Annotated in this window: 22 protein-coding genes and 1 pseudogene; 5 read left to right on the plus strand and 18 right to left on the minus strand. The window is 63.5% G+C overall.

Annotated features, from left to right (window positions below; genetic code table 11):
- Positions 1-10 precede the first annotated feature (10 nt).
- Positions 11-1,813 (minus strand): annotated as a pseudogene (locus tag NCS02_RS00865) (type VI secretion system Vgr family protein); the annotation flags it as partial.
- A 453-nt stretch (positions 1,814-2,266) separates the two neighbouring features.
- Positions 2,267-3,916, minus strand: a complete 1,650-nt coding sequence (locus tag NCS02_RS00870) for a Na+/H+ antiporter (protein ID WP_250522834.1) — start codon at positions 3,914-3,916, stop codon at positions 2,267-2,269.
- A 344-nt stretch (positions 3,917-4,260) separates the two neighbouring features.
- Here NCS02_RS00870 and NCS02_RS00875 point away from each other — a divergent pair, with 344 nt between their 5' ends.
- Entirely contained in the window at positions 4,261-5,577 is a 1,317-nt protein-coding gene (locus NCS02_RS00875; RefSeq protein WP_008351986.1) for an EAL domain-containing protein, read from the plus strand.
- On the opposite strand, the gene NCS02_RS00880 is transcribed toward NCS02_RS00875, so the two are convergent.
- Complete coding sequence (locus NCS02_RS00880; protein ID WP_250522835.1) at positions 5,578-9,144, minus strand: indolepyruvate ferredoxin oxidoreductase family protein; 3,567 nt, start codon at positions 9,142-9,144, stop codon at positions 5,578-5,580.
- Between the two features lie 234 nt (positions 9,145-9,378).
- On the opposite strand from NCS02_RS00880, the gene NCS02_RS00885 reads away from it, so the two are divergent.
- A complete protein-coding gene (locus NCS02_RS00885; RefSeq protein ID WP_008351977.1) occupies positions 9,379-10,029 on the plus strand; it encodes a glutathione S-transferase family protein in 651 nt (216 codons plus the stop codon).
- Here the strand turns inward: NCS02_RS00885 and NCS02_RS00890 are convergent.
- From NCS02_RS00890 to NCS02_RS00930, 9 genes are all read right to left on the minus strand, one after another.
- A complete protein-coding gene (locus tag NCS02_RS00890; protein WP_008351976.1) occupies positions 10,026-10,271 on the minus strand; it encodes a hypothetical protein in 246 nt (81 codons plus the stop codon). The genes NCS02_RS00885 and NCS02_RS00890 overlap by 4 nt on opposite strands.
- Before the next feature lie 30 nt (positions 10,272-10,301).
- Positions 10,302-10,523, minus strand: a complete 222-nt coding sequence (locus NCS02_RS00895; RefSeq protein WP_008351974.1) for a hypothetical protein — start codon at positions 10,521-10,523, stop codon at positions 10,302-10,304.
- Positions 10,524-10,588: 65 nt separating this feature from the next.
- Positions 10,589-11,500, minus strand: a complete 912-nt coding sequence (locus tag NCS02_RS00900; RefSeq protein WP_008351973.1) for a carbohydrate kinase family protein — start codon at positions 11,498-11,500, stop codon at positions 10,589-10,591.
- 5 nt (positions 11,501-11,505) lie between these two features.
- On the minus strand, positions 11,506-12,759 hold the full coding sequence (locus NCS02_RS00905) for an AGE family epimerase/isomerase (RefSeq protein WP_250522836.1): 1,254 nt from the start codon (positions 12,757-12,759) through the stop codon (positions 11,506-11,508).
- Positions 12,756-13,775: a LacI family DNA-binding transcriptional regulator gene (locus NCS02_RS00910; RefSeq protein ID WP_008351968.1), complete on the minus strand. Its 1,020-nt coding sequence runs from the start codon at positions 13,773-13,775 to the stop codon at positions 12,756-12,758. The genes NCS02_RS00905 and NCS02_RS00910 overlap by 4 nt, the downstream gene beginning before the upstream one ends.
- A 202-nt stretch (positions 13,776-13,977) precedes the next feature.
- Entirely contained in the window at positions 13,978-14,589 is a 612-nt protein-coding gene (locus NCS02_RS00915) for a class I SAM-dependent methyltransferase (protein WP_008351966.1), read from the minus strand.
- On the minus strand, positions 14,586-15,377 hold the full coding sequence (locus NCS02_RS00920) for a PIG-L deacetylase family protein (RefSeq protein WP_034470357.1): 792 nt from the start codon (positions 15,375-15,377) through the stop codon (positions 14,586-14,588). The genes NCS02_RS00915 and NCS02_RS00920 overlap by 4 nt, the downstream gene beginning before the upstream one ends.
- On the minus strand, positions 15,365-16,402 hold the full coding sequence (locus tag NCS02_RS00925; RefSeq protein ID WP_250522837.1) for an acyl-CoA dehydrogenase family protein: 1,038 nt from the start codon (positions 16,400-16,402) through the stop codon (positions 15,365-15,367). Before NCS02_RS00925 ends, NCS02_RS00920 begins: the two co-directional genes overlap by 13 nt.
- Before the next feature lie 321 nt (positions 16,403-16,723).
- Positions 16,724-17,743, minus strand: a complete 1,020-nt coding sequence (locus NCS02_RS00930) for a bile acid:sodium symporter family protein (RefSeq protein ID WP_033536558.1) — start codon at positions 17,741-17,743, stop codon at positions 16,724-16,726.
- A gap of 513 nt (positions 17,744-18,256) precedes the next feature.
- Between NCS02_RS00930 and NCS02_RS00935 the strand changes: the two genes are divergently transcribed.
- Both NCS02_RS00935 and NCS02_RS00940 read left to right on the plus strand, forming a co-directional pair.
- The gene (locus NCS02_RS00935; protein ID WP_008351958.1) at positions 18,257-18,625 is read left to right on the plus strand and encodes a hypothetical protein; all 369 of its coding nucleotides are present in this window, start codon (positions 18,257-18,259) and stop codon (positions 18,623-18,625) included.
- Between the two features lie 508 nt (positions 18,626-19,133).
- Positions 19,134-20,243, plus strand: coding sequence for a porin (locus NCS02_RS00940; RefSeq protein WP_008351956.1), 1,110 nt, complete (start codon positions 19,134-19,136; stop codon positions 20,241-20,243).
- A 68-nt stretch (positions 20,244-20,311) separates the two neighbouring features.
- Here NCS02_RS00940 and NCS02_RS00945 read toward each other — a convergent pair whose 3' ends face one another.
- Complete coding sequence (locus NCS02_RS00945) at positions 20,312-21,274, minus strand: NAD(P)H-dependent flavin oxidoreductase (protein WP_008351955.1); 963 nt, start codon at positions 21,272-21,274, stop codon at positions 20,312-20,314.
- Between the two features lie 259 nt (positions 21,275-21,533).
- Between NCS02_RS00945 and NCS02_RS00950 the strand changes: the two genes are divergently transcribed.
- Positions 21,534-22,424: an alpha/beta fold hydrolase gene (locus NCS02_RS00950; RefSeq protein WP_250433427.1), complete on the plus strand. Its 891-nt coding sequence runs from the start codon at positions 21,534-21,536 to the stop codon at positions 22,422-22,424.
- A gap of 177 nt (positions 22,425-22,601) precedes the next feature.
- Here the strand turns inward: NCS02_RS00950 and NCS02_RS00955 are convergent, their stop codons facing one another.
- From NCS02_RS00955 to NCS02_RS00975, 5 genes are read right to left on the minus strand one after another with little or no spacing between them, the layout of a single operon-like run.
- Positions 22,602-23,513 (minus strand): MBL fold metallo-hydrolase, encoded by a 912-nt coding sequence (locus tag NCS02_RS00955; RefSeq protein ID WP_175979727.1) that lies wholly within the window; start codon positions 23,511-23,513, stop codon positions 22,602-22,604.
- Positions 23,510-24,067 carry a DUF1289 domain-containing protein gene (locus NCS02_RS00960; protein ID WP_250520923.1) on the minus strand — a complete coding sequence of 186 codons (558 nt, stop codon included), beginning with the start codon at positions 24,065-24,067 and terminating at the stop codon, positions 23,510-23,512. Before NCS02_RS00960 ends, NCS02_RS00955 begins: the two co-directional genes overlap by 4 nt.
- 44 nt (positions 24,068-24,111) lie before the next feature.
- A complete protein-coding gene (locus NCS02_RS00965) occupies positions 24,112-24,609 on the minus strand; it encodes a YbaK/EbsC family protein (RefSeq protein ID WP_008351951.1) in 498 nt (165 codons plus the stop codon).
- A 16-nt stretch (positions 24,610-24,625) separates the two neighbouring features.
- Positions 24,626-25,549: a hydroxymethylglutaryl-CoA lyase gene (locus NCS02_RS00970; protein ID WP_250522838.1), complete on the minus strand. Its 924-nt coding sequence runs from the start codon at positions 25,547-25,549 to the stop codon at positions 24,626-24,628.
- 25 nt (positions 25,550-25,574) lie between these two features.
- The gene (locus NCS02_RS00975) at positions 25,575-26,516 is read right to left on the minus strand and encodes a 2-hydroxyacid dehydrogenase (protein WP_008351949.1); all 942 of its coding nucleotides are present in this window, start codon (positions 26,514-26,516) and stop codon (positions 25,575-25,577) included.

Below are 26,516 nucleotides of genomic sequence, written 5' to 3' on the forward strand. Positions count from 1 at the left end.
CTTGCGCCAACGCATCGGCTTGCGCTTGCGTGCGTTCGAACAATGCCGTTGCACCGGCCGTATCCGTGATCTGTCCTTGCGCTTTGCTTTGCGCCTCGGCGGAAATCAACAGCCCCTGACCCGCTCGAACGGCTCCTTTCGCATCGCTGCGCAGCTCAAAACCGAGTCCGCGAACCTGGTCCCCATTACTAACCGTATGCCCGAGATTCAGTTGCGACTTACCTGGCTCCGTCGCAATCTTGATGTGTTCCTGATTCTCCCGATCCTCGACTTGAATCGTGTTATTGCGAATCGTGTGGATGACGACGTTACGCGTGCGCCACTTGTGTTGCTGATGAACCGGGTCGGTATCTTGCGAGTTATGCAGCGCATGCAGGATATATGGCAGATCCGGATTACCCGCGAAAAACGCGACGGCCACCTCCGTACCCGGTATATAGGGCATATGAAAGCCGCTCTGCCATTTCCCCGCGAAAGGCTTGCCGAGTCGCAGCAGACAGCTATTCAGACCCGCGACGCGTTTCTCCCGGTCATCGTGGAACTGAACGATATATTCGCCGTGCGGATCGATGTAAGGACCGCTATAACCTTCCGTCGACGCAATCGTTCCGGTTATCGTGCCCTGGATGCGCGGCCATTCCGACTCACGCAAAGGCATCCGATACAGGCGATCGGAAGGCATCGCGGTAAATTCGACCTTATATCCTTGCGTGCGTGAAGCGCTGCACTTCATGCTCACGATCAGCAAGCCATATTTCGCATCCGCGAGCGTGTGATTGGTGAACGCGATGACTGTGCCGGGCGTGACATCCAACGCATCGCCCGTGCCCCGATATTCGATCTGCGCGGCTTCTGCGGCTTCGCGACGCAATAGTGCTTCGCACCGTGCGTCCTCTTTGGTTTCGATGGCCAGACTGGCCGTCGACGCCTCGCCGTAAGTGCTGGTGTCGTCCGTCTTGGCGCGAATCTGTTCGGTCGCCTCGATCGGGTACGGCGCCTGCCGGTAGTTATAGCTGCGCACGTGATAGGCAGTCGGAATGCTCACTGCGTGCATTTCCAACGACTTCACCGATTCCGAACCCTGTGTGTCCATGCCGGCTTCAGGACGGAACGGTAATCCAAACGCGCGATTATCACGCGCTGCATCACGGCGATAATGCGTGAAGTCATCGCCGAAGCGCACGACTTCGCAGTCTTCGCCTTCCTCGCAGACGAACCAGATGCCGGTGCGTTCGCACATCCGCTTGAGGAATGCCAGATCAGACTCTTTCCACTGCGTGACGATGCGCCGCTTTCCATACGTCCGATACAGTTTCATTTCGACGCGCGCCCAAATCTTGTTGAAGCCGTGCTCCTGCAAGAGTTGTTGCATGATCTCGGGCTCGCTCTTGTCGAAGAAGAAGCGAACCTTCGGCGTGTTTCGCAGAAGCGCGAGCCGCGATTCCAATACGACTTCGTAGACGCTTTGGTTCTTCGAGGTCGAAAGTTTGGAGAAGCCCGTCACGACGCCGTATTTGTGACGTGGCGGTTCGGGTCTGAGTCGTCGCGGCGGCTGAATAAGCAACGAGCCGCGCTTGCCAAGATATTCACGCTGAGACAAATCGTGCGAGGTATGCGTGAACTGGATTGTGTAGCGGCTCTCGCGTCCGATCGCTTCTTCGCCCTCGATACTGAAAACGTCGGCAATGGCCGAGCTTTGTGCGCTGCGTATCTCCAGAAAATAAGGTTGATGCTGTCCTTGAAAGGCATGGTCACGCCTTTCAAAGTATTCGTCGCTTCGATTCAAGTATTCCTCCTTCGTGGCTGAACGCACGTAACCGGCATAAAAAAAACCGCCGTTGGCGAGTCAGAAGCAGTGCTTAACTTCGGAGCGTCGTTGATTCAGACGATGACGTACGCGAGAAGCCGCGCTTTCCTAGTCCGAAGTTGCCATTGTTTCCGATCAGACTCGTTAGCCCTACGAAGGGTAGCGCAAGCCGCTTGATATGTGTGTCAATTCTTGACGCACCGCCCTTGCGAAGATCAATCGCCCGCGCCGGACGAGAGAATCAGATTGTTCTTGCGCGCTCAGGCGAGGCGAGACAGTCGCAAGGGAAAGCGTAACTCGCTTTAGCGTCTCGCGCGTTGCGAACTTTTTACTCAGCGTTAGTCGTATCTATTCGGGAATTCGCATGGCCCATGTAAGGAAGATAGAAAAATTCCTGCTTTGCGCCGCACAGAAACGAGGCCAATAAAAATCAAGATCGCGACAAGAAGCCCCAAACCCCTACGCCCCCGCCCCCCGCTTCCGATTCACAATAGCAGTCTCCGAAAGATCCACCTCCCGCATCAGCTTATTGAGCGTTTCATCGTTGATATGCTGCAACGAGCGCAGCTTCAGCAATTCCGCTCGCTCGGCCCGCAACGCCGCCATCTTCAACCGCGTCTCCACCATTTCGCTCTTCTTCGCGGCCTTGCGCGACGCTTCTTCATCGCCGAGCGATTCCAGCCGTCTGCGATACATGCTCATCACGCGCGCGGTCGAATCGGCGCAACGCGCGGACGCGGCTTCGTCCATCTGTTCGATGAGCTCATCATGCGTATCGTCGATCGCGCGAATCGCGGCCTGCGCCGCGCGACGACGCGCCATGCGCTCCTCCACCGCATGCGGATTCTTCTCGCGCTCGATGCCGCGCAGCATCAGCGGCAAGCCGACGACGGCGATCAGGAGCGACGCCAGAATCACCGCCGACGCGATGAAAATCGCCAGATCGCGCCCGGCGAGCGTCACGGGCAGCGACAGCACGCCCGCCAGCGTCACGGCACCGCGCACGCCGCCGATCGTCGTCAGCGCCAGCGTGCGAAAACCGGGCGCGGCGCTGTCGAGGCCCTGCTTCGCCGTACGGCGCGCGGCGACCCAGCGCAGCGAATACACCCACACGAAACGCAACGCATAAAGCGCGATCAGCGTCGCGAACACATAGCCGATGAGCAGTCCGACCTGCGCGTTGCCGTCGTGATGCGCCTCGATCAGCGCCTGCCCGATGATGTGCGGAAACTGCAGCCCGAGCAGGATGAACACCATGCCGTTGAAGACGAATTCGATCATCGTCCAGGTGCTCGTCATGCGCACGCGCACCGCGCTCGGAATGCCTTCGCGCAAGCTCTGAATGTTCATCATCATGCCCGCCGACACCGCCGCCAGAATGCCCGAGCAGTCAACGTGCTCGGCCATCACGTACGACGCGAACGGAATCAGGATCGTGAGGATGACGCCCGCGGCGGGATCGTCGTCGTCGGAGAATTTCAGCAGGCGCGACGGAATCTCGGTGACGGCCCAACTGATCGCCGCGCCGATCGCCAACCCGCCCGCCGCGATGATGAAAAAGCTGACCGTCGCGTCGCGCAGCGAGAACACGCCCGTCAGCGCGGCCGCGATCGCGAACTTGAGCGCGACGAGGCCCGACGCGTCGTTCATCAGCGCCTCGCCTTCGAGAACGTGCATCAGGTTCGCGGGAATCCGGTTGCGCCCGGCGATGCCCGTCAACGCGACGGCATCGGTCGGCGAAAGCACGGCGGCGAGCGCGAACGCGATGGGCAGCGGCATCGACGGAATCATCGCGTGCAGGAAATAGCCGAGCACGCCGACGGTGATGAACACGAGCCCGAGCGCAAGCATCAGGATCGCGCGGCGCTGCATGTACAGCTCGCGCTTCGGTATGCGCCAGCCGTCCGCGAACAGCAGCGGCGGAATGAAGAGCAGCATGAAAAGTTCAGGATCGAACGTGACGTGCAGCGCGAAGCCCGGCCACGCGAGGCACGCGCCGATCGCGATCTGGATGAGCGGCAGCGGCAGCTTGATCGGAAGCAGGCTCAGTCCGAATCCCGAAAGCGCGACAGCCAGCAGAAGAATGAGAACGGTAAAAACGATTTCCATGTGTGCGCTACTGCACCAGACGCACGAACGGCTGTGCGCGCGGCGTCTAGCATTGTTTCGATGAGCGCAAAGTTTAGCGTTTGCTCGCGATGCGGGCAGCGGACGCGCCGCCGGCTTTCGCACCGCGACGGTGCGCGTGCACCTGAAATCGCCTGCTGACGGTGCACGCGGGACGCAAAACACCGGCTGCGCGCAGCGCGCTCTGCGCATGGAGCTTGCTTTACCGAAAGCCACGGGACAGAGAGACTCCCGGCGAGATCACCGAGGGCAGTTCTTATGACAATGGTATGGGGCATCACGCAGCCGAGTGCGTTTCGCCACGGCGTTCAGGCGAGGGCATCGGCATGATGATCGCAAATCCCGAGAAGACGACGGTTTCCGCGCGCAGCTTCGAGCTAGGCGTGACATCGGGCTTCGATCGCTATTCGGTCGAACACGGCGAGTTGACGTTATCGAGCGTCTTTCAGCCGGTGTTCAGTCTGTCGCACATGCGCGCCGTCGGATACGAGGGCTTGCTGCGCGCGCACGATGCGCTCGATCGCCCGGTGTCGCCGCTCGATGTGTTCGGGCAGGCATCGCGCGTCGGCGAGGCGTTGCAGATCGACCGGCTCGCGCAGGCGCTGCATCTGGAAAACTTCAGGATGCTCGGCGCGAAGGACGAATGGCTCTTTCTCAACGTGCATCCGGGCGCGCTGACCGAGCCGTATCACGCCGCCGCGCTGCTCGCGAATCTGAAGCGCCTGAATCTGGAGCCGCGCCGCGTCGTGCTGGAAGTGCTCGAGCAAAGCGCCGAGGATATCGAGCGGCTCGCGCTCGCGGTGCAGCAGTTCCGCGACCACGGCTTTCTCATCGCGCTCGACGATTTCGGCGCGGGACATACGAACATCGAACGGATCTGGCAGCTCGATCCGGACATCGTCAAACTCGATCGCGTCATGCTTTCGCACGCCGGCCACAACGTTCACGCGCCGCTGTCCGCTCGCTCGCTCAAGCAGCGGCAGAACATGGAGGCGGTGCTGTCGGGCATCGTGTCGTTGCTGCATCAGGCGGGCAAGCTCGTGCTGATCGAAGGCGTCGAGACCGAGCACGAGGCGCAACTCGCGCTCGCGAGCGGCGCGGATTTCGTGCAGGGATTTTTCTTCGCGCGGCCGCATCCGGGTCTCGCGGACAGCGCGCACGCGCAAAACGTGATCGGCGAGTTGACCGAGCGCTACCGACTGCAGACCGAAGCGCGCGAACGGCGCGTCGCGACGAGGCTTCAGCCGTATATCCGCGCGTTCGAGCGCGCGGCCGAGCGGCTCGCGGCGGGGGAGCCGCTCGAAGAAGTGTGCTGGAATTTCCTCGCGCTCGATAACGCCGCGCGCTGTTTTCTGCTCGATCAGAACGGCAAGCAGGCCGGCCGCAACGTCGTGCTGCGCGCCGACCGCGCCGCGCACGAAGCGCGCTTTCTGCCGCTCATCGATGCGCAGGGCGCGAACTGGCTGCGCCGTCCGTACTTCCGCGCGGCGCTCGGCGATCCCGAGCGCGTGCACGTGACGAAGCCGTATCTGTCGATCAACGAAGCGATGCCCTGCGTCACGCTCTCCGTGGAGACGCGCGCGCAGGGCAAGCGCTGCGTGCTGTGCGGCGATATCGACTGGCTGCCCGACGATATCGACTGATTACTTCGCCACGACGACCGGAATCCCCTTCAGCGATGCCGCGCCCTTCATCGAATCGATGGAGGCGCGCACCGCGTCGCCCGTCGCCGCTTCGATGCCGATGCGCGCCGCGATGTCGCGTTCGCTGCGCTTGACCATCGCGACGTTCGTGAGCTTGACGTGTCCGTAGCCGCGCACTTTCTCGAACAGCGCGGCGAGGGCTTGCACGTCCTTCGCGTTGTCGGCGTTCAGGCGGGACAAGGCGCGCGTCATGGTGATCTCGAAGTCGTCGGCGAGCTGACGCTCCATGCGGCGTTCGAGCGTGCGTCCGAAGACGTCGAGCGCGGTGCCGCGCAGCGCGCGAAACTTCGCGAGGCCGTCGAGCACCGGCCACATCCACTGGCCGAACACTTTCTTCTTCGGCGCGCCGTGTGACAGAACCGGCGGCGCGAAGTTGAACTTCACCGCGTAATCCGAGCCTGCCGTGCCTTCGAACTGCGCGCCGAGCGCGGCGCGGAACGCCAGGTCCGCGTGCAGGCGCGCGACTTCGTATTCGTCCTTCACGGCGAGCAGCTTGTAAAACGAAATCGCGATGGCGCGCTTCACGTCCTCATTCGCCGATGCCTTCGCGAGCAGCGACCGATAGCGCCCGACGAACTTCTTGCCGCCATACGCGAGCAAGCGCGCTTCGCGATCGCCGATGAGTTCCGCGAGCGGCATATCCGCCATGACGATGCGCTTCTGCTGGGTCGATGCGGTCAGCGATTCGAGCGCTTTCATGTCGTGCGCGGCGAGACGGCCGATCGAAAACGCCAGCTTGTTCGCCGCGACCGCGACGTTGTTCAGTTCGAGCGCGCGCATCAACGCTGCGAGCGACAGCGGCACGAGGCCGAGCTGCCACGCGAAGCCGAGCATCAGAATGTTCGCGCCGATGGTGTCGCCGAGAAAACGCTGGGCGAGCGCTTGCGCGTCGCAACTGCGCATCGCGTCGTGCGCGGCGGGGCCGGCGGCGTGACGCATCTTGTCGAGCAGCGCATCCGCGTGAAGATTCGCTTCGGGGTTCTGCACGAAGCTCGCGTTCGGAATCGCGTGCGTGTTCACGACGATCTTCGTGCGATCGTGCCGCACCGTCTGCAGCGCTTCCGGGCTCGCGCCGACGACCATGTCGCACGCGAGCAGCAAGTCCGCCTGTTGCGTGTCGATGCGTACCTGATTGAGCAGCGCATCGGTCGCGGCGAAGCGCACGAACGAGAGCACCGAGCCGCCTTTCTGCGCGAAGCCCATGAAATCGAGCACCGACGCGCTCTTGCCTTCCAGATGCGCTGCCATGCTGATGAGCGCGCCGACCGTCACGACGCCCGTGCCGCCGACGCCCGTCACGAGGATGTCGTACGGCGCGTTATCGAGCTGGCCTTGCGGCAGCGGCAAGGCATCGACGCGGCGCGCGAGTTCGGCGGGATCGAACGCGTGGCCTTCGGCCTTCTTGAGCTTCGCGCCTTCGACCGTGACAAAGCTCGGGCAGAAGCCGTTCACGCACGAATAATCCTTGTTGCACGACGACTGATCGATGCGGCGCTTGCGTCCCAGTTCCGTTTCCACAGGCTCGACCGACAGGCAATTCGATTGCACGCCGCAATCGCCGCAGCCTTCGCAGACGGCTTCGTTGATGAAAAGCCGCTTGTCCGGATCGGGAAACTCGCCTTTCTTGCGGCGGCGGCGCTTTTCGGCGGCGCACGTCTGATCGTAGATGAGGACGGTGACGCCCGGCGTGTCGCGCAGACGGCGCTGCACGTCGTCCAGCTCGCCGCGATGATGAAACGTCGTGCCGCGCGGAAACTGATCTTCGTGACCGATGTATTTCTCCGGCTCGTCGCTCACGACGACGAGCAGCGCGATGCCTTCGGCTTCGACCTGACGCGCGATCTGCGGCACGGAAATGCTGCCGTCGACGGGCTGGCCGCCCGTCATCGCGACGGCGTCGTTATACAGAATCTTGTACGTGATGTTCGCCTTCGCCGCCACGGCCTGACGAATCGCGAGAATGCCGGAATGAAAGTACGTGCCGTCGCCGAGATTCTGAAAGACGTGCGGCGTTTTCGTGAACATCGAGTGCGACGCCCAGTCGACGCCTTCGCCGCCCATCTGGATGAGACCGGTCGTGTCGCGCTCCATCCACGACGCCATGAAGTGACAGCCGATGCCCGCCTGCGCGACCGAGCCTTCCGGCACTTTCGTCGAGGTGTTGTGCGGGCAGCCCGAGCAGAAATAGGGCGTGCGCTTCACGGCATCGGCGACATTCGACAGGATTTGCGGCGCGACCAGATCGACCACTTTGTCGCGGCGATCGAGCGCCGGCTTGTGACGCGCGAGCCAGTCCGCGAACACCGGCAACACGCGCGACGGACGCAATTCGCCGAGCGCGGAAAGCAGTTGCGCGCCGTCGCGAGCGTTCTTGCCGATGACGATCGGCCGCGCGCCGTCGACGCGGTTATACAGATGATCCTTGATCTGCTGCTCGATGACCGGGCCTTTCTCCTCGATGACGAGCACTTCGCTCAGACCTTCGACGAAGGTCTCGAGCCGCGTCGTTTCGAGCGGATATGACAGCCCGACCTTGTAGATCCGCACGCCCGCGCGGTCGAGATCGTCGACGGTGAGATCGAGGCGGCGCAGCGCTTCCATCAGATCGAGATGCGCCTTGCCGCACGTCACGATGCCGACGTTCGCACGCGGGCTCGGCGCGATCCATTTGTCGATGCTGTTCGTGCGCGCGAAGTGGCGCACGGCCTCGATCTTCGCCGCGAGACGCGCTTCGATCGTGAGGCTCGGCAGATCGGGCCAGCGGTTGTGCAGGCCGCCCGCCGGCGGCGTGAAATCTTGCGGCGCTTGCCAGTCGAGCCTGAGCGCATCGAGATCGACGGTCGAGCCGGATTCGACCGTCTCCGAAATCGCCTTGAAGCCGATCCACGCGCCCGAAAAGCGCGACAGCGCCCAGCCGTAGATGCCGAACTCCAGCATGTCAGCGACGTTCGACGGATTCACCACCGGCATGTGCCAGGAGATCATCGTCTGATCGCTCTGATGCGGCATCGACGACGACACGCAGCCGTGGTCATCGCCCGCGACGACGAGCACGCCGCCGTGCGGCGACGAGCCGTACGCGTTGCCGTGCTTGAGCGCATCGCCTGCTCGATCGACGCCCGGGCCTTTGCCGTACCACATCGCGAACACGCCATCGACGGTGCGTTCCGCGTCCGATTCGACGCGCTGCGTGCCGAGCACGGCCGTGCCGCCGAGTTCCTCGTTGATCGCGGGCAAGAAGCGCACATCGTGCGACGCGAGCAGTTTCTTCGCTTTCCACAATTGCTGATCGACCATGCCGAGCGGCGAGCCGCGATATCCGCTGATGAAGCCAGCGGTGTTCAGGCCGGCGGCGCGGTCGAGTTCGCGCTGCATCAAAACGAGACGCACGAGCGCCTGCGTGCCGGTGAGGAAGATCCGGCCTTTCGTGGCGGAGAGGTTGTCGCCGAGTTGATAGTCCGACAGCGCGGGAGGAAAAAAGGCATCGGCGGGGACGCGCGCGTTCATGAGATCTCCGTGTCTTGTAGGTATGCGAGGCAATGCGACATTCTTTGCCGACAAAAGCGGAATGTTTTTGCTTACTCGCAGCGAATACCGTCGCGCCGAGAAACATCGGGCTGATTTTCGAGATACGCGAGAGAAATTTCCTCGATCTGTCCGTGCTTCGCGTAAACCCGGATCGGGCGTCGGCGCGCGAAAGGGCTAACCTGAATGCCTCGACAGCCAACCCGATTGCAGCCGATGAAGCTCTTTTACTGGCCGAAGACGCGCGCCTTTCGCGCGCTGTGGATGCTCGAAGAAATGCGCGTGCCGTATCAACTCGAGTTCGTGAACATCCGAGCCGGCGCGCAGAACGATCCGAACTTCTGCCGCGTCAATCCGATGTCGAAGCTGCCCGCGCTGGAAGACGGCAGCGTGCGCGTGGCCGAATCGGGCGCGGTGCTGCTGTATCTGGCGGATCGCTATCCGGAAACGACGCTCGGCGTGCCGCTGCACGATCCGTCGCGCGGGCGCTTTCTGCAGTGGATGTTTTTCACCGGTTCGTGTCTCGAACCCGCGATGGCCGAACGCGTGACCGGCGCGCAAGGCAACACGGTGAGTTTCGGATGGGGCGATCTCGCGCGCGTCGAGCACGCGATCGAAAACGCGCTGGAAGAGGGGCCGTGGCTGCTCGGCGAGCAATTCACCGCCGCGGACATTCTCGCGGCGAGCACGCTGCAGATCGCGTTCAAGGCGAAGCTGATCGAGCCGCAGGGCGTGCTTTTCGATTACGTCGAACGCGCGCTCGGGCGCGAGGGCTACGAGCGCGCGTCAGCGATCGATCATCGCGAGGCCGAGCGGCTGGCGCTGAACAGCCACGCGGGCGTCGTGCATTCGTCGAGCGAGAGTTAGGGAAACGCGCGCGGCTTGGGAATGCCCGCGCCGGCTTCGATATCCGACACCGCGCGCCGATGCGCCAGCTCGACGGCTTCGGCGCGATCGGCGAGACCGTCGTCGCCGCCGACGGTCGTCCACGTCTGCACCGCCTTGTCGTGATGACGGATCTCGTACTCCGCGTCCCAGCGCGAGCCCTGCAGCTCGACCGGCCTCACGTGGATGGCGTAGACGCCATAAAGGAAGATCTGCTCCGGCATGTTGTCCTCCGATGCGGCCATGCAGCGTGGCTACAACTCGATTTCCCCGAGGATGCGGTGCGCGAGCGCGCGCGCTTCGTTGAGCGCTTCTTCTTCGTTGCCCGACGCGGCTTCCACTTCGTAGAGCGTCGCTTCGGTATCTTCGCCGTCGTCGCGTGCGAGCGAGACGAGGCCCTGGTACTGACCGCCGTCGATGGCGCGCACGCCGATCGTCGCGGTGTAGATGCCTTTCGTGTAGGTGGTGTCTTCCATGATGGATTCGCCTCCAGGCAAGGACGAATCCATGCTAGCACGCTGATATGTAACGCGTGCGACGCTTATTTCAGCAACGCCTCGACCTCATCCAGCGACGGCGAATGCGCGCCCGAATGACGGCACGCCGCCGCGCCCGCCGCGAGCGCGAACTTCAGATGTTCGGGCCATTCGCCGTGACGCGCCATCAAGCTATAGAGCAATCCGCCGATGGACGCATCGCCCGCGCCGACCGTATCGGCCACTTCGACGCTCGGCGGACGCGCGCTGTATTGCTCGTCGCCGGCATAGAGCGTGGCTTCCGACGAGCCGCGCGTGACGAGCACGGTGGCTTGGCGGTTCATCGCGCGGATTTTCGCGAGCGCGTCGGCTTCGGGCATGCCTTTGAACAGCATGTGCAGATCTTCGTCGGACACCTTGATCAGATCGGCGAGGCCCGCCATGTTGCGCAGGATCGGCTCGTAGCCGTGCTCCATCAGATTGCGATAGTTCGGATCGAAGCTGATCTTCACGCCGTGTTCGCGCAACTGACGGGCGAGCGCGGCAAGCGTCGCGCCGAGCGGCTGACGCACGAGGCTGATGCAGCCGAAATGCGCCCACTTCACGCGCTCCATCCAGCCTTGCGGCAGCCGCGACGGATCGAACGCGAGATCGGCGCCGTTCTCGCCCATGAAGTAGTACGTGGGCGGCTGCGTCTTGTGGACGATCGCGAGCAAGGGCGGACGCTCGACGCGCTGCATGAAGCGCATGTCGAGGCCCGAAGCGACGCTCGCGTCCCACAGATCGTCGGAGAAATTGTCCGTGCCGAGCGAGCCGGCGCAGGCCGTCGGCAGGCCGAGCCGCGCGACCGCGCGCGCGACGTTCCAGCCCGCGCCGCCCGGACGCGAAAGCCAGCTCGACACGTCCGTGCGGATCATGTCGGTGAGGATGTCGCCCGCGGAAACGAATTGCGGAAAAGTGGTTTGCTCGCTTGCCATGCTTGTCACCGTTGAGTCGAAGTCGGGGCCAGCGCGTTCAGCACTTCGTAGCACGCGCCCATCGTGTGGTAGTCGGTCTTGCCGGCGGGACTTTTCTCGTCGCCGTACTTGCGGTTGTCGCACGTCAGAATGCGATACCACGCGCCGTATTCGTGATCGACGAAGTGCTCCCAGCTATAGCGCCAGAGTTCGTCATAGCAATCCCAGAAACGCTCGCGTCCCGTGCGCGCGCCGAGCAGCGCCGCCGCCGCGAAGCCTTCGGCCTGCACCCAGAAATACTTGTCGTGGTCGCAGATGGTGTCGTCCGGGCCGAAGCCGTAGTAGAGGCCGCCGTGACGACTGTCCCACGCGCGGTTGAAGCCGGCGTCGAACAGTTCGACGGCGCGCGCCGAGAGCCACGGCAGCGCGCGATGCCGCTCCAGAATCAGCAGCAGCTTCGCCCATTCGATCTGATGACCCGGCTGAAAACCCCACGGACGGAAGATGTTCGAACTGTCCGATTCGTTGTAATGCCAGTCGACCGACCAGTCGCGATGAAAATGCTCCCACACCATGCCGTGCGACAGCTTCGCCTGCCGCAGCGTGATGTTGCCCGCGATCTTTTCCGCGCGATCCAGATAATTGACGTGACCCGTCGCCTCGTAAGCCGCGAGCAGCGCCTCGGTCGCGTGCATGTTCGCGTTCTGCCCGCGATAGTCCGAAAGCCGCCAGTCGGGCGTGGCTTCGTCGGCGTAGAGGCCGGCGTCGGCGTCCCAGAAACGCTTTTCCATCAGCGCGAAGGTTTCGTCGATCATCGGCCTGGCTTCGTCGATGCCCGCCATCGCCGCGTGCGCGCATGCGAGCAGCACGAACGCCGTGCCGTAGCAGTGGCGCGTGCCGTCGAGCGTGCGCTTCTGGCCGTCGTGCCACTCGATTTCCCAGTCGTAACCTTCGTTCGCGGCGTCCCAGTGGGCGTCGCGCAGGAATCTGAACGCGTGATGCGCGTCGTCCCGATAGCGCGCGTCGCCGAAGTGGCGGAAGGCCATCGCGTAGTTGAAGACGAAGCGCGTGCTGCTGACGAGATGGCGCGTCGTGCGGTTATAGACGCTGCCGTCGTCCTTGAAGAAATGAAAGAAACCGCCGGACGGATCGCGCGCGTTCGGCGCGTAGAACGCGAGCGTGTCGCGTACGTGGGAGAGCAGGAAGTCGCGGCTGCGGAAATCGATCGCGCGTTCTGCTGGCGCCGGTTCCGCGAGGGCAGGTGAGGCGGTCATGTTCATGGCGTGCTGATGTCCTGTTTCGTGCCCGAGCTCGCGCGAGGAACGAAATTGACGGCGACGAGCGTGTCGGCCTGGCTCGGCGGGCTCGATTGATCTTCCAACAGCAATTCGACACCGCGGCGCCCGAGCGCTTCCTTGTCGACGGTCACGGTCGAGAGCGGCGGCGTGCTTTGGGCGGCGGCCGGAATGTCGTCGAAACCGACGAACGCGATGTCGTCCGGCACGCGCAAGCCGTGCGCGAGACAGACGCGCATCGCGGCGAGGGCCGCTGCATCGTTATAGGCGAAAACGGCGTCGGGCAGGGGACCGGATTGCGCGCGGGCTTCCGCGATGAGGCGTTCCATCGCGTCGGCGGCGGCCTGATCGGCGGTCAGACCCGGCTGCGTCATGACCTCGAGCGTCGGATCGAAAAGCTGGCCGGCATCGAAATATGCTTTCCGATAGCCGAGCGCGCGTTGCGCGATGCTGTAATGCGCGAGCGATCCGCCGATGAACGCGATGCGCCGCCGCCCTTGCGCGAACAGATGCTGCATCGCGAGCGACGCGCCGGTCACATTGTCGATGTTGACGGAGCGGAATCCCGGCGCGCGCAGGTCGATCAGCACGGTGGGCCGCGCGAGCGAATGAAGATGCGCGAGCAGTTCCGGCTCGACGAAACCCGCGACCGCGATGGCGTCCGGCGCGTGCAGGCGCATCTGCTGCGCGAGATCGTGCGTCGGACCGGCCGTGAGCACGGATGGCACGAGCCGCCGCTCGCGGCACGCTTCCTCGAAACCGTTCAGCACATGGGAAAAGAAAGGGCTGACGGCGAAATTGTTGTGCTGCCGATGCAGCAGAAAGGTCACGCGACGAATGCGCGTGCGCAACTGAGCCGAATCGTAGCCGAGTTGCTGCGCCACTTCGACGACGCGCACGCGCGTCGCCTCGGACAAGCCTGGTTGATTCTTGAGCGCGCGCGAAACCGTCCCGATCGAGACGCTTGCCGCGCGCGCGACATCGCGAATGGTGGTGGCCATCGTGGTGTTCTCTGTCTCCGCTTTTCTCGGCTGTTTGCCGCTCAGGCGCGATGTTGCGCGCGCCCGGCAGGTTCACTTGTTCGAGGCGATTGTATAGTAAAAGCCTCGAACTTAGCGTCCGCGAAGATTGGAGAAAACCAGTAGGCCATTGTTATATATGCGATTCCTTGCGAATTGTTTGTTTAGTAAAAATATGGAAACATTACGCCGAGGCTTCGCGGTCGTGAACCGAGCGCTTGTCGGGCGTCCATACGTCGAGGATCAGATCGTCGTCCCAATAGTGGCTTAGCAGCGGCAGACTCATGCGGCCGCGCAGCTTTGCGTGGACTTCGTCGCCGTTCTGAAGCCAGCCTTCGATCGGCCGACGCCAGTGACACGCGACGACCGCGCCGTCATGCGACAAGCTTTGATGTATGTGCTCGACGATGTGCCATAGCTGCGGCTCGTCGAGGTAATAGCCGATCTCGCTGATCACGACGAGATCGAACTTGCCGGTGGGCCAGCAGTCGGGCAGCAGCATCTGCCGGACATCGACGTTCCGATATTCCGCGACGCGTTGCCGCGTGAGCGCGACGGCGTCCTCGGCGATGTCGGTTGCGATCAGCTCGTCGCAGCGTGGCGCGAGCAGCGCCGTCAGTTCGCCGTTGCCGCAGCCTGGCTCGAATGCGCGCGCATAGCGTTCGTGCGGAAGCGAGGCGAGCAGGAGCGCGCGTTTGCGCCGTTCATACCATCGATGCCTGATTTTCCAGGGATCGTCGTTATCTCGATAAAGAGTATCGAAGTACTGCTTAGTATTGTTGTTGGTGTTGTTCATATGAGTACGACTTCGAAAGGCCGTGTAAGCCTTGCCAGCACATGCTCGGGCAGCACTGGCGCTTGTCCGGTGGTGGCGTCGGGGTCGAGCTGGCTCCGAAAAGCCTGCACGGCCCGGAGCTTCCGGGCATGCGTGGCGCCGTCGAGCACGATGCGGCGAGCACGGCTCCATGGCACGCGCGTATCGTCCGGCGACGCCCAGTGCCAGGTCCAGAGCGGCACCTCCACACAAGGCAGATCGAGCGCTTGTGCCGCGGACTGAACGGCGCGCCCGGCCGCCTCGTGGTCGGGGTGACCATCATAGCGCCATGTCGTGAAAACTATGTCGCCCGGTTGAAGGTACTCCGACAGGCATCCTGACAAACTCGATTCGATCTGGTCAGGATCGCCGTCCTGGAGCCCGAGCCGGACTACCTGGACCTGACGCAGATGCAGCCGTTGCAGCGCAGCCCTCGTTTCCTGCGGACGTACGCGTGCAAGACGTTCCGGCGGCCATTCGGATGACTTCGGGTGACTTGCCGTGCCGTCTGTTGCGGCGATGATGAGAATGTGCCGGCTGATCTCCGACAGTCGAGCGAGCAGGCCGCCGGTGCCGAGGATTTCATCGTCGGGGTGTGGCGCAACGACGACGGCCCGGCTGCCGAGCGGCACCAGTTCCGCCGGATCCACTTCGGGCAGCGCATTCAGACGCGCCCATCCCTGCCATGCGGCTTCGGGCGTGCCTTCGCCGCGTATGGCGCGGTCAGTGGCCGTTTCGTCGGTAGGCGCTTGCGTGGTCACACTTGCCATGAAATCCTTCCCTCCTCTATGACGTGCTCGGCGAGCGATGCTTCGTCACGCTCGGCGTGGCTTTGTCGAATGAAAACCGGCAGATCGGCCATCAACTGCGCGAAGTGCGCGTCGCGGCAGAGCGGGCCGGCGCCCAGCGCGCGGCCCGCGCGCTCCACGACCAGCGTTGCCACATGTTCGGCCGCGAGGCGCGCACGCATCGTCGGCACCATGGCGTCGGCCTGCGGCTCGCGGTCGATGAACGCCGCCGTCTCGCGCAGCAACGCGGCCGTCGCGGATAGCGCCGTATCGATCGCACCGAGATGCGCGAGCTTGTGCGGCCCCGCGCGATGCTTTGTATCGCGCGCGACGAACGCTGCAATGCCCGATGCCGCGCCGAACCAGCACGCGGCAATGCCCGCGCCGCCCTGCCAGAAACCAGGGCGCTCGAGATAACCACGCGGCGGACCGACCAACTGCGCGCGTACTCGCTCGAAGCGCACGTCGACGCTCGCGCTCGCCTCCATGCCGACCGCTTGCCAGCCGGAACCGGTGACTTTCACGCCGTTCTGCCGCAGATCGACGGCGGCGAGAACCGGTTCGTCGCGCTCGTTCCACGCGGTTACGAGCGCATGCGTGACCGATGCCGCTCCGGAGCACCATGCCTTCGTGCCGTCCAGCGCGACGATCTGTGAGCCGGCGTCACCCAGCGCCAACAAGCGCGCACTCGGCGGTTCGGCTGCCCAGACGGCCCACGCGCTGCCGTCGTCGGGTGGCGGGCCGCCCAGTTCGGCGAGGATGGCGAGCGCGTCCGTGTGGCCTTCGTAGAGCTTGACCAAAGAGAGGTCGAAGGCTGCGACCGCGCCCAACGCGCGCCAGCGCTCAGCCGTGTTTTCCCGGCCCGGCAAGGGAAGGCGATCGAGACCCGCGCCGATCAGCGCATGAAGCGCGCGGCCTGTTTCTTCGGCGTTGCCGCGTTGAAACGGCAACTTGCCGAGAAAGTCGCGCAAGGCGGAGGCCGTCGCATGCTGTTCGACGCAGTTCATCGGTCCATCCGCTGTTTAAGTTTGATGCGTTGTGTCCACATGGCGCGCCGTGTCCGTTTCTGCCCGGTTTTGAACAAGAGTGTGGCAAGGGACATGCCCGAGCACCATTCAGCCCAAAGACGTAGGCCAAAGTGCCGGACGCGCGGCAACGCGTTCCGACGAATCGATGTGAAAAGTCAGGCTTTCTGGCTTATGCCGCTTGGCTGAATGGTCGCTTGAGCGTGGCCGGGTTCAAATGACGCAAAAGGCCGCACGCGGCGGCCTTCTGGAAAGGGATCGAATATGGCGAACCAGCGGGCGCCGTTCGCGGACGGGCGTGAATCAGCGGCGGGCGGGCGCTCCGACGGCCTTGTTCTCGCGCGCGGCTTCGGGCGCAGTCTTGCGTGCGCCCCAACGCTGCGCGAGCACCGCGCACACCATCAATTGAATCTGGTGGAAAAGCATGAGCGGAAGCACGACCGCACCGACCGCGTGCGACGCGAAAATCACCTTCGCCATCGGAATGCCGGACGCGAGACTCTTCTTCGAACCGCAGAAGATGATCGTGATCTGGTCGGCGCGCGAGAAGCCGAGGCGCTTGGCCGTGAACGCCGTGATGAACAGCGCCGCCGCCAGCAACAGGATATTGACCGCGAGCAGCCCCGCGAGCGTCCCGAGCGAAATCGAATGCCAGATGCCTTCGTTCACGGCTTCGCTGAACGCGACGTACACGACGAGCAGAATCGAGCCCTGGTCGACGAACTTGAGCATCGCGCGATGCCTGTCGATCCACTTGCCGATGGCCGGCCGCAGCAATTGCCCGGCAATGAACGGCACGAGCAGTTGCAGCGTGATGTTGCCGACGGTGTGCCACGGCGAGCCGGTCGTCGCGCCGTGATTGCTCACGACGATCCCGACGAGCGCCGGCGTGATGAAAATGCCGAGCAGGCTCGACGCGGACGCGCTGCACACGGCGGCCGGCACGTTGCCCTTTGCCATCGACGTGAACGCAATCGACGACTGCACCGTGGACGGCAGCGTGCACAGAAACAGGATGCCGGTGTAGAGCGCCGGCGTCACGAGCGGCGTCAGCACCGGTTTGAGCGCGAGCCCGAGCAGTGGAAAGAGCGCGAAGGTGCTGAGCAGCACGACGAGATGCAGCCGCCAGTGCGTCGCGCCGGCGATGATCGCCTCGCGGGAAAGCTTCGCGCCATGCAGGAAGAATAAGAGGCCGATGGCGATATCGGTGATCCAGTTGAATGCGACCGCCGCGCCGCCGCGGCAGGGCAGAAAGCTCGCGACGATGACGGTGCCGACGAGCGCCAGCGTAAAGTTGTCGGGAAGAAGTTTGGGCCGTGCCATCAAAGAGTCTCGTACTTGGACACGCCGGCCGCTGGGCGGGGCGTTTTTTGCGTCAAGTCAGGAAAAACCATGATTTTCGCTCGCACCCGATTAAATTGGCAAATTCATTTACTGGATCGATTGATGACACGTCCACATGAAACGACCTGTGCACGAGGCAGGCCGAATGACCGCTGCAGCAAAACTCGGGCCGCGCGCGAGCCAATCTCGCGGCTTTCAGATTCTTCTGTCCAGCACATTTGTTCTTCATATGTTTGGTCGTCCGAAATGCTCGGCGGCAGCGAAAAACTCTGACGTAACATGGTGTTACAACCATCGAGCGGGCCTAACACTTTTTGGCTCGACTGCTTTCCCGGCGCGAAATAAATTGTTGAATACACCGGTTGGCGGGTTTATGCATCGCTCGATGCAAGGCCCCGAATGTTCCGACTGCCGCCGGTTGTCCGCCTGAAGCGAAAGTCTCCGCTTTCCATTCACGGACGGAAATATCGGTCGGACGCAGGCTGTTTCGACATGGCGCTCACAGGCATTCGCAACACTACCCGGCTTTTCGCATCCGTAGCGCTTGGCGCGCTCGCGGTGGCGGGTTCGCTCGCGCTTGCCGGGCCGCGCGTCGAGTGGCTGCCGTCGACAGTCCTCACCGATTCCGGCGCCAGCAGGCAATCGCTGCATTACACGCCGGTCGCCGCCAAAGACGGCTTGACGCCCGTTAGCGCCGAAGTGCGTCCGGGCCCGCGGGGCGATCAAACGGTGCCGCTGCGTGGCGCGGGCTCGATTCGCGCCGACATCACGCGCTACAACGAAGAGCGCAGCCTGCCGCGCCCCCCCGGCCGTCCGGCCGACGACGGTCGCGCGCCGACGAACGCGAACTACCGCAACTGAACGCTCCGCAGTCTTCCTGAGCTGACCTCCGTTTCGCCGCGTTCACCGCGCGGAGCGCAAAACTGTTTGCGCGTCTAGCTTCGCTGTCACGATGACGTAATCTCGCCACAGTTGCGCATCGAATTTCCCCCAGACGTTCCGCTCTTTTTTCCGCGCAAGGACAATGCGGCCTGCGCGGGAAAATGTCCGAAATTCTTAATTTCAAACGCCTTTCGACGCTTGGAGAGGCGCGCCGGTACTCGCTGCGCATCTCGCCGGTTGTCGATCCGGCCATCGCGAGCCTGAGGCAAAGCGTCCCTTCCTGCGCGCGGGCGGGGCGGGAAGTATTCGAACCGCTATACCCGCAATAACCAAAAACATTTTTGACCGGAAAAATGGTCCGTAAAGATGGTGCCGCTCCACACGCGATGCCTCTTCGCCCACTAAACCGTTATGCCGGTCAGACGAGGCGAGCGCAACGCAACTCGCCCGCAAAGATTTCAATTTTCGACAAAGAACAGGAGAGTTCATGAAGTCAACCGTCAACCGTGCAATGACTACGGTGAAAACAACGGTCAAGGCCACCGCGGTCGCCGCAGCGATGTTCGGCCTCTTCGCCGCGGGCACGGCGCACGCGCAATCGAGCGTTTCGCTATATGGACAGGTCGACGAATGGGTCGGCGCGCAGAAATTTCCCGGCGGCGATCGTGCCTGGAACGTGAGCGGCGGCGGCATGTCGACGTCGTACTGGGGCTTGAAGGGCGCCGAGGATCTCGGCGGCGGCTACAAGGCCATCTTCACGTTGGAAAGCTTCTTCCGCGCGCAGAACGGTCAGTACGGACGCTTCCAGGGCGACACCTTCTTCGCGCGCAACTCATACGTCGGCATTCAAGGTCCGATCGGCACGTTCACCGCGGGCCGCCTGACGACGCAACTCTTCGTCTCGACGATCCTGTTCAACCCGTTCGTCGATTCGTACGTCTTCTCGCCGATGGTCTATCACGTGTTCCTCGGCGCGGGCACATTCCCGACGTACCGCACGGATCAGGGCGTGATCGGCGATTCGGGCTGGAACAACTCGGTCCAGTACACGTCGCCTGACTTCAACGGTCTGTCGGGCAGCGTGATGTACAGCTTCGGCAACACCGCCGGCGACGGCCGCTCGAAGAAGTACAGCGCGCAGTTCCTGTACTTCCACGGTCCGTTCGCGGCGACGGGCGTCTATCAGTACGTGAACTTCAACAACACCCCGGGCGATCTGACGTCGGTGGACGGCTTCGCTTCGCCGGGCTACAAGAGCCAGAGCGTCGGCCAGTTGGGCGCGTCGTACGACATGAAGTACGTCAAGTTCTTCGCGCAGTACATGTACACGAAGAACGACTACGAAGGCCCCGGCACGTTCCACGTCAACACCGGACAAGGCGGTGTGACGGTTCCGCTCGGCCCGGGCACGGTGATGGCGTCGTATGCGTACTCGCGCAGCAACGGCGGTCTCGATCAGACGCACAAGAGCTGGGCGCTCGGCTACGACTATCCGCTGTCGAAGCGCACCGACGTCTACGCCGCGTACCTGAACGACAAGTACACGGGTATGTCGACGGGCGATACCTTCGGCGTCGGTCTCCGCGCGAAGTTCTAAAGCGTTTCGCATCGAACGAAAACACCGCGCTCAAGGGCGCGGTGTTTTGCTTTCTGCGGCACAAAAAATCAGCCGATCGCGAGGCGCGCCTTCGCGTCGTCGTATTCGCGCTTCAGACGCTCGACCAGTTCCGCGACGCTCGGCACGTCCTCCATCAGCCCGACGCCCTGGCCCGCGCCCCAGATTTCCTTCCACGCCTTCGCCTTGCTCGTGCCTTCGGCGAAGTTCATCGCGTTCTTGTCGGAGACGGGCAGCGCATCGGGATCGAGTCCCGCATTGACGATGCTCTCGCGGATGTAGTTGCCATGCACGCCCGTGAAGAGATTCGTGTAGATGATGTCGGCGGCGGTTGCATCGACGATCGCGCGCTTGTATTCCTCGAGCGCGTGCGCTTCCTTCGTCGCGATGAAGCGCGTGCCCATGTAGGCGAGGTCCGCGCCCATCGCTTGCGCCGCGAGGATCGAGCCGCCATTGGCGATCGCGCCCGACAGCACGATCGGGCCGTCGAACATGCGCCGCACTTCGCCGACGAGCGCGAACGGCGACGTCGTCCCCGCGTGACCGCCCGCGCCCGCCGCGACGAGAATGAGGCCGTCGACGCCCGCTTCGAGCGCTTTCTGCGCGTGCCGCAAGTTGATGACGTCGTGCAGCACGATGCCGCCGTACGAATGCACGGCGTCGATCATCTCCTTGACCGGCGCGCGCAGGCTCGTGATGAAGATCGGCACCTCATGCTCGACGCACACGCGCACGTCCTGTTCGAGCCGCGCATTCGACTGATGAACGATCTGATTGACCGCGATCGGCCCGATCACGGCATCGGGATTCGCGGCCTTGTGCGCGGCGAGCTCGCTTTGAATCTGCGTGAGCCATTCGTCGAGCAGTTCGGCGGGACGCGCGTTCAACGCCGGAAAAGAGCCGACGATGCCCGCCTTGCATTGCGCAAGCACGAGCTCGGGATAACTGACGATGAACATCGGCGAGCCGACGACGGGCAAGCTGAGGTGCTGCAAGATGGCGGGCAGAGCCATGGCACGAATCTCCTGAGTGTGTCCGAGCAGCGTTAAACCATTCTAGAGAACTGGCGCGCGATCCGGCACGCACGATCATTTTCCGGAAGGCACGCGTGGCCAGCGAACGATCGTTCGATTATATGCACGACATCGCCGCCGAAACATCCGCCATTTCCCGAAGAAGTATTCGGTTTCGGCGTTTCCACGCTCCCCGCGGCATCGGCGACTGCGCGAGCGCGCCTACAATGGTCCGCAACGCCACGAACAAGAAAACACAATGTCGTTCAAAGACTACGAGCCGTTTCGCGTCGATGCGGGCGGCGTCGAGATCGCCGGGATGAAAGGCGGCGACGGGCCGCCGCTCTTGCTCCTGCACGGACATCCGCAAACGCACGAGATCTGGCACAAGTGCGCCGGCGAGCTTGCGAAGCACTTCACGGTGATCGCCACCGATCTGCGCGGCTACGGCGCGTCGGGAAAGCCGGAAAGCGACACGCATCACACGCCGTATTCGAAGCGCGCGATGGCCGGCGATCAGGTCGCGGTCATGCGTCACTTCGGCTTCGAACAGTTTCTCGTCTGCGCGCACGATCGCGGCGCGCGGGTCGCGCATCGCATGGCGATGGATTTCCCCGACGCCGTCGATCGTCTGATGCTGCTCGACATCGCGCCGACGCTTGCGATGTACGACGCTACCGACCGCGAATTCGCGACTGCAAACTTCCACTGGTTCATGCTGATCCAGCCGTCGCCGCTGCCGGAATTGCTGATCGGCGGCAACCCGGACGCATATATCGATCGGCTATTGGGCAGTGGCCAAGCGGGATTTGCGCCCTTCGCGCCGCATGCGTTGCAGGCGTATCGCGACGCGTTTGCCGCGCCGGGTGCGATCTTCGCGACGTGCGAGGACTATCGCGCGTCGGCGGGCATCGACCTCGAACACGAACGCGCCGATCTCGAACGCGGCATGAAGATCGCCTGTCCGCTGCGCGTGCTGTGGGGCGAGCAAGGCGTCATCGGACGGCGCTTCGACGCGCTCGACGAATGGCGGCGCGTCGCACGCGACGTGAGCGGCCGCGCGCTGCCGTGCGGGCACTACATTCCCGAGGAACAGCCCGACATGCTGCTCGCGGAAATGCTCGCGTTCTTCGAGGCAGATGCGCCCTGAAACCCGCGCCGGCATTGGGCTTTACGTGAATTCAGGTGTCGTTACAATTTTGTAGGGAAAGCACCGATGCACGTGAAATAGTGTCGCGATACGATACTTGGGACGTTGATCACGTCCATATGATTCTGCCGCTTGCCGTAGCTGACAAGCGGCTTTCTTTTTGTGCACTCGGGCGGTTCAGGCCACCGACACGGTTTCGCCGCTCACGTTCACCGAGCCGCCGCGCGCCAGTTCCCCGACGATTTTCTCGACGAGCGTATGACATTCGCCCGATGGCGCGAGCGCATCGGCGGCGGCGCGCATCGCGCGGGCGTCTTGCGTCATCGTGACGAGCGCATCGAGCGTCATCGTGCGCACTTCCATCAACTTGAAGACGATCAGCACCTTGAGCGCGTTCTTCGCGTTGCGCGCGGGATCGGCCTGCAAGTAATCGAGTCGCGACGAAGCGACCTCGAGCGCGCGCGCAACGTCCGTGAACGGCGCGCCGTGGCCGGGAATCACGATATCGACGTCGAGCGTCGATATGAGTTCGAGCACCGCGCGTTCTTCCGCGAAACCGCTGTCGCCTTCGAGTTCGGGAAAGATCACGCCGAAGCCGTTTTCCCACAACGCGTCCGCGCTGATGAGCACGCGCGTCTCGGGGCAATGGAGCATCAGCGAATGCGGATCGTGGCCCGGCGCGCCGAGCACGTTCCAGTCGAAGCCGCCGAGCGCGAGCGTCGCGCCGTGCGCGATCGTGCCCGTGAAATCGAAGCGATCGCAGCGCTGGCCGGTCGCGCGAAACGTGAGCGCGTCTTCGTCCCACGCGCGCACCGCGTGCGCTTCGCTTGCGGGAATCAGCGTGTCGCAGGCGTACGTGCGCTGGAGCAGCGCGTTGCCGCCGCAATGATCCGAATGCAGATGCGTGTTGACGATCAGATCGAGCTTGCGCGCGCCGAGCTTTTGTTTGACCAGCGCGAGCGTTTGCGGCGCGTGGGATACATAGCCCGTATCGACGATCGCGGTGCCTTCGGCGCTTCTGAACAGCACGTTGTTCGACGAGAGCCAGCCGCGCTCGAAGACCGTCATCGACTCCGGCAGCGTTCTCACGCGCGTGTCTCCAGCGGCATCACGACGATGGTCGCCGTCGCCTTCATCACCGTTTCGCCGAGCTGATTGCGCGCGTCGCCTTCCAGCTTCACGAGATCTCCGTTCAGACTCGCTTTCCACTTCGCTTCGGTCACGCGCCAGGACATCGCGAGCACGTCGTTCGCTTTCACCGCGCGCGTCAGCCTGATGCCGAATTCGAGTCCGAGCGGCTGCGCGTATTGCGAGAAGTGCGTGGCGAGCATCGCCATCAGATGCGCGGTCGGCTGCGTGCCCGATGCGATCAGCGCACCGAAACGGCTTGCGCGCGCGTAGGCGTCGTCGTGATGCAGCGGGTTGAGATCGTTGACGAGCGTCGCGAAGTGCTTGATCGAATCGGGCGGCAGCGCGAGCGTCGCGTCGAACGATTCGCCGAGCGTCACCACGCGCGCGCCCTGACGACGGCTCTCGACGCGCGCGAGCACCGCGCGTTTCGCGTCATCGTCATGGGAGGACCACGCGGCGATTTCGCCGATGTTGCGAAAGCAGCCGTCGCAGAAACCGGTCTCCGGATTCATGCGGCATACATCGACGCACGGCGACGCAATGTCCGTCACATTCGTCACGATTCCGCCGTCTCGCGCAACGCGACGTCCGCGACCGGCGCGCCCGTCAGCTCGATCAATTCCTGCGGCGACAGATTGAACACCGCGTGCGGATGCCCGGCCGCCGCCCACAGGCTGTCGAGCGCGAGCAGGTCTTCGTCGATGAGCGTGACCGGCGTGACCGCATGGCCGATCGGGCACACGCCGCCGATCGCGTAGCCGGTCTTCTCGCGCACGAACTTCGCGTCCGCGCGCGCCAGAGCGCCGACGCGCGCCGCGACCTTCGCTTCATCGACGCGATTCGCGCCGCTCGCGATCACGAGCACGGGCGCGTCGTCTTCCTTGCGGCGAAACAGAATCGACTTGGCGATCTGCGCGACCTCGCAGCCGAGGCCGGCCGCCGCTTCCGCCGACGTCTTGCCGGTTTCGGGCAGCATCACGACGTCATGCGGATGGCCGCGTTCCTTCAACAAAAGCGCGACGCGGCGCGCGGAATCGGGCAATTGATCGATCATCTTTGTCCTTTGTTGTTCAGACGCAGGCGGCGGCGCCGTCGCGTTTCTTCGTGAAGATCGCCTTTCCTGCACGCGACGAACTCGGCTTGCCGATCGCGCGCGAAATGAAATCGCCGATATCGACGAGCTGATCCAGATCGACGCCGGTCTCGATGCCGAGCCCGTTCATCAGATACACGACGTCTTCGGTCGCGACATTCCCGGTCGCGCCCTTCGCATATGGACAGCCGCCGAGCCCCGCCACCGACGCGTGGAAGATCTCGATGCCTTCGAGCAGCGCCGCATAAATGTTGCCGATGGCTTGCCCGTACGTGTCGTGGAAATGTCCGGAAAGGCGCTCGCGCGGAAACGCTTTCTGCGCTGCCGCGAGCACTTCGCGCGTGCGTTTGGGCGTGCCGACGCCGATGGTATCGGCGATATCGATCTCGTCGCAGCCGAGCGCTTTCATGCGTTCGACGACATCCACGACCGATTCGATGCTCACTTCGCCCTGATACGGACAGCCGAGCGCGCACGAGATGGATCCGCGCAGCCGCATGCCGGCGTCCTTCGCGGCTTTCGCGACCGGCTCGAAGCGCGCGATGCTCTCCGCGATGCTGCAATTGATGTTCTTCTGCGAGAACGCCTCGCTCGCCGCGCCGAAGATCACGATTTCATCGGCTTTGGCTTCGAGCGCGCCTTCGAAGCCGCGCATGTTCGGCGTGAGCATGGAGTAGATCGTGCCCGGACGGCGCTCGATGCCGGCCATGAGTGCGGCGGCGTCGGACATTTGCGGCACCCATTTCGGCGACACGAACGATGTCGATTCCACGTTCACGATGCCCGCCCGCGCGAGCCGGTTCACGAGCTCGATTTTGGTTTCGGTGGGCACGAATTCCTTTTCGTTCTGCAGGCCGTCGCGCGGCCCGACTTCGACGATTTTCACTTTTGACGGAATCATGTCTCTGTCTCCTTTCGATGTGGTCTCAGTACCCGCGCTTGAAATCGACGATGCCGCTGATCGGCTCGCCGCGCGCGAGCGCTTTGATCTTGCCGGCGATCTGCACGATGCTTTCCTCGCGCAGCGTTTCCGCCGAAATATGCGGCGTCACCGACACGCGCGGATGCGTCCAGAACGGATGTTCCTGCGGCAGCGGCTCGGTGTGGAAGACATCGAGCGTCGCGGCGGCGATCTGGCCGCTGTCGAGCGCGGCGATGAGATCGGCATCGACGAGATGCGGGCCGCGCGCCACGTTCACCAGATACGCGCCGCGCGCGAGCTTGCCGAACGTGCGCGCGTTCAGAATGCCTTCGGTGTCCGGCGTGTGCGGCAACAGATTGATGAGCACTTTTACGCCGTCGAGAAACGCGTCGAATTCGTCCGCGCCCGCGTGAACGTGGACGCCTTCGATCGTCTTCGGCGTGCGGCTGTATCCGCGCACGGGCACGCCGAGTTTCAGCAAACCCTTCGCGACTTCCGCGCCGAGCACGCCGAGCCCGAGCACGCCGACAGTGAACGATTCGCGCGCGTGCTGCGGCAGTTTTTCCCAGCGGCCTTCGCGTTGCAGCGCGTCGTATTCGTCGAAGCGGCGCAGGTAGCGCAGCACGCAGTACGTCGCGTATTCGACCATCTGCTGCGCCATGCCGGTGTCTTCGAGACGCACGAGCTTCGCGTTCGGCGGCAGCGTGCCGGGTTCGCGGCGCTCGACATCGAGAATCGCGTCGACGCCCGCGCCGAGATTGAACACGGCCTGAAGATCGGGACGATTCGCAAAGAGCTCGCGCGGCGCGCGCCACACGATCGCGTAGTCGGCGCTCGCGGTGTCGCCCGGCTCCCATACGCGCAGGTCCGCATCGGGCAACTCGCGTTTCAGGCCGCCGAGCCACGCGTCGATATCGGCGCCCTTCTCGTAGAAGATGATTTTCAT

The sequence above is a fragment of the Caballeronia sp. NCF2 genome (assembly GCF_023631205.1).
Lineage (GTDB): Bacteria > Pseudomonadota > Gammaproteobacteria > Burkholderiales > Burkholderiaceae > Caballeronia > Caballeronia zhejiangensis.

Coding starts and splice junctions, on each gene's coding strand:
- NCS02_RS00900 (WP_008351973.1), bottom strand. CDS start 11,500: ATGGCAAGCGAGCAAACCACTTTTCCGCAATTCGTTTCCGCGGGCGAC.
- NCS02_RS00950 (WP_250433427.1), top strand. CDS start 21,534: ATGTCGTTCAAAGACTACGAGCCGTTTCGCGTCGATGCGGGCGGCGTC.
- NCS02_RS00960 (WP_250520923.1), bottom strand. CDS start 24,067: ATGAATCCGGAGACCGGTTTCTGCGACGGCTGCTTTCGCAACATCGGC.
- NCS02_RS00930 (WP_033536558.1), bottom strand. CDS start 17,743: ATGGCACGGCCCAAACTTCTTCCCGACAACTTTACGCTGGCGCTCGTC.
- NCS02_RS00895 (WP_008351974.1), bottom strand. CDS start 10,523: ATGGAAGACACCACCTACACGAAAGGCATCTACACCGCGACGATCGGC.
- NCS02_RS00870 (WP_250522834.1), bottom strand. CDS start 3,916: ATGGAAATCGTTTTTACCGTTCTCATTCTTCTGCTGGCTGTCGCGCTT.
- NCS02_RS00885 (WP_008351977.1), top strand. CDS start 9,379: ATGAAGCTCTTTTACTGGCCGAAGACGCGCGCCTTTCGCGCGCTGTGG.
- NCS02_RS00975 (WP_008351949.1), bottom strand. CDS start 26,516: ATGAAAATCATCTTCTACGAGAAGGGCGCCGATATCGACGCGTGGCTC.
- NCS02_RS00945 (WP_008351955.1), bottom strand. CDS start 21,274: ATGGCTCTGCCCGCCATCTTGCAGCACCTCAGCTTGCCCGTCGTCGGC.
- NCS02_RS00915 (WP_008351966.1), bottom strand. CDS start 14,589: ATGAACAACACCAACAACAATACTAAGCAGTACTTCGATACTCTTTAT.
- NCS02_RS00925 (WP_250522837.1), bottom strand. CDS start 16,402: ATGAACTGCGTCGAACAGCATGCGACGGCCTCCGCCTTGCGCGACTTT.
- NCS02_RS00880 (WP_250522835.1), bottom strand. CDS start 9,144: ATGAACGCGCGCGTCCCCGCCGATGCCTTTTTTCCTCCCGCGCTGTCG.
- NCS02_RS00940 (WP_008351956.1), top strand. CDS start 19,134: ATGAAGTCAACCGTCAACCGTGCAATGACTACGGTGAAAACAACGGTC.
- NCS02_RS00970 (WP_250522838.1), bottom strand. CDS start 25,549: ATGATTCCGTCAAAAGTGAAAATCGTCGAAGTCGGGCCGCGCGACGGC.
- NCS02_RS00935 (WP_008351958.1), top strand. CDS start 18,257: ATGGCGCTCACAGGCATTCGCAACACTACCCGGCTTTTCGCATCCGTA.
- NCS02_RS00965 (WP_008351951.1), bottom strand. CDS start 24,609: ATGATCGATCAATTGCCCGATTCCGCGCGCCGCGTCGCGCTTTTGTTG.
- NCS02_RS00905 (WP_250522836.1), bottom strand. CDS start 12,759: ATGAACATGACCGCCTCACCTGCCCTCGCGGAACCGGCGCCAGCAGAA.
- NCS02_RS00910 (WP_008351968.1), bottom strand. CDS start 13,775: ATGGCCACCACCATTCGCGATGTCGCGCGCGCGGCAAGCGTCTCGATC.
- NCS02_RS00890 (WP_008351976.1), bottom strand. CDS start 10,271: ATGCCGGAGCAGATCTTCCTTTATGGCGTCTACGCCATCCACGTGAGG.
- NCS02_RS00920 (WP_034470357.1), bottom strand. CDS start 15,377: ATGGCAAGTGTGACCACGCAAGCGCCTACCGACGAAACGGCCACTGAC.
- NCS02_RS00875 (WP_008351986.1), top strand. CDS start 4,261: ATGATGATCGCAAATCCCGAGAAGACGACGGTTTCCGCGCGCAGCTTC.